Origin of the sequence: Cellulomonas septica, from assembly GCF_012396155.1 — a bacterium.
Lineage (GTDB): Bacteria > Actinomycetota > Actinomycetes > Actinomycetales > Cellulomonadaceae > Cellulomonas > Cellulomonas septica.
On the sequence record NZ_JAAXOY010000577.1, the window covers coordinates 1 to 2,311 of the forward strand.

The following is a 2,311-nucleotide window of genomic DNA, read 5'->3' on the forward strand; positions in this document are numbered from 1 at the left end:
CGCGTGCGGGTACCGGCGGCTGGACTGGACGCTGCGGGTCGCGACGGCCACGTGGGTCGCCGCCGCGGGGTTCGGGGACCTCGCCACGCAGCTCCGGCAGGCGGCCCCCGTGACGGACGACGTGAGTGCGGTCGCGCTCCACGACGTGCTGGCCCGCGCGCTCGGAGCAGTCCAGGAGCGGGTGGTCGAGACCCGCAGCGGGCCGGTCGACGAGTGGGACGAGCTGGCGTGGCGCGCCGCCCGCAAGGGTGGGCGTGCCGACGCGCTCGTCGCGGTCTCGAAGACCGTCTGCCTGGTGCGCGCCGTGGGTCGGGGTGACGGTCGGTACGCCGGTGCGGTCGCGGCCGTGGGCGTGCGCGCGTCGGAGGTCCGGCAGGCGGCGGCGCGCGTCGTCGCTCGGCGTGGTGTCGACGCGAGCCTGGACGTGACGCTCTACCCGCTCGGTGACGCGTTCCGGCGGTCGGCCCTCGACCTGGTCCGGGACGCCCTCCGCCCGGACGCCTGACGGTCGCCGTCGGGACGCCGTCCGCCGGCGGCCGTCGCGTGGGGCAGGACCGTGCGCAGCCGGACGCGTGAGGGCACCGTCGGCACGGCGCCACGCGGACCTGCCGACCGGGTGGGGCTGTGGATGGCGGGCGGCCGGGTCGGCGCGCGTGGGACATACTCGCCGGAGCGTCTGGAGCCGAGTCGAAGGAGCAGTCCCTCGTGACCGTCATGCAGAAGGCCGTCACCCCGCAGATGAGCGCGGCGTACCTGGAGTCCGGGTACGACCGGGTCGCGGGGTTCGTGGTGCGGGCGGCGGACGTGGCGTGGGCGACGACGCCGGCGGCGGTCTTCGAGGCGCACGGGCTCGCGTTCCCGGGGGCGCCGTTCGCGCCGGACATGGACCACGTCGACGTGCTGCGGTTCCCGGCGGGGCCGACCATGCGGTTCGTCAACGCGACGGGCGGCACGGACCAGCGGACGCGTGAGCTCACGGGGGGGCCGTTCGTCGACCGGCCGCCGTTCACCGGGCTGGGCTTCGTCGCCGTGGCCGACCACGTCGTGCCGCTGTCGTGGCTCGAGCACACGCGCATCCCCGCGGGCTCGGAGCTCGTGCGGCTCGGCCGGGACGGCTCGTCGACGGTGATCGGGCGCTACGTGGACGTCGGGCACGGGTGGACGTCGGACGTCGTGACCGTCGGGACCCCGCGCGACCCGCGCATCTCACGGTTCGTCGGGCACCTGGTCGAGTGGAACGGCGGGCACCTGTCCGCCGACGTGCTGGACGACCGCGCGGTGCTCGCGCTCGACGGCGAGCCGCGCGCGGAGCTCGGGTTCACCCGGACGGCGATCGGTCGGTGGCGCCGAGAGGTGCCGCTCACGGAGCTCGGCGAGCGGTTCGAGCTGCACGTCAGCGGGCGGTGGAACGGGCTCGAGGTGCGGCTCGTCGACCAGTGGCCGGCGGAGAACGGCGGCACGGTGTCGCGGGCGTTCTACACGGGGCACGACGCCGACCTCGCCGAGGGGCTGCGGCTCGTGAAGGTCGACGCCGCCGCGTACGAGGTCGTCGTCCCGACCGAGAACGTCGTCGACGTCGTCCCCACGCAGCTCATCCCGCAGGGCTGGTCCTGACGATCACCCGGCGGCGTGGTCGGACATCGATGAACGAGGCAACGAACGGCGCTGACCTGGGCCGACGGGGTGGCGGTCGGCCGGAGGGACGCTCCGCTGGTCGCCCGACCGCACGAAACGTGCCAGGATCGGCGCTCGCAGAGCGGTTGCGGCACCTGGCTGTGACCCAGGTCCGACCGAGGGGGTGACGCGGGCCGTGGGCGACCCCGTCGTGGCCTGGTGCGGCGTCTGCGCGGCATCCCTTCCCGCCGGTGCGGCGACCTGCCCCCGGTGCGGTTCGGCGGTCCTGCGCGGGCGTCGTGAGCCTCTCGCGGTGCTGGAGGGCGCGCGTCGCGCCCCCACCGCGTCCGTCGTCGTGGGCATCGTGATCGACGTCCTCCTCGTGCTCGTCGCACTCTCTCCGGCCGTCGTCGGTGCGGTCGGCACGTCGCCCGCCGGTCGGGCGCTCGTCGCCCTCGGTGCCGTGCTCGCGGTCGCCGTCGTCGTGGTGCTGCTCGTCGTGCTCGGGCGGACCGGGCGGACGCCGGGGCTCGCCGCGCTGGGACTGCGGCTCGTCGACGGTGCCTCGGGGATGGCTCCAGGGCGCGGGACGGGGATCGCGACGTGGGCGCGCGACGGCGTGGTGCTCGACGTGCGACTCGGGCGACCCCACCTGATCGACCTCCCGGACGAGACCGTCGTGGAACGCGTGAGCGAG

The 2,311-nt window shown here is 75.6% G+C and carries 2 protein-coding genes and 1 pseudogene; all 3 read left to right on the forward strand.

Going from position 1 to position 2,311, the window contains the following annotated elements; all coding sequences use genetic code 11:
- Positions 1 to 505: hypothetical protein (locus tag HGA02_RS16760; protein WP_168680285.1), on the forward strand; the 505-nt coding region annotated here is incomplete at its 5' end.
- A 209-nt stretch (positions 506 to 714) separates the two neighbouring features.
- A complete protein-coding gene (locus tag HGA02_RS16765) occupies positions 715 to 1,614 on the forward strand; it encodes a hypothetical protein (RefSeq protein WP_425483077.1) in 900 nt (299 codons plus the stop codon).
- Between the two features lie 313 nt (positions 1,615 to 1,927).
- Positions 1,928 to 2,311, forward strand: a pseudogene (locus tag HGA02_RS16770) (RDD family protein); the annotation flags it as partial.

Bases quoted from the DNA above. Each gene is read 5' to 3' on its own strand.
- HGA02_RS16765 (WP_425483077.1), top strand. From the start codon at position 715: ATGCAGAAGGCCGTCACCCCGCAGATGAGCGCGGCGTACCTGGAGTCC.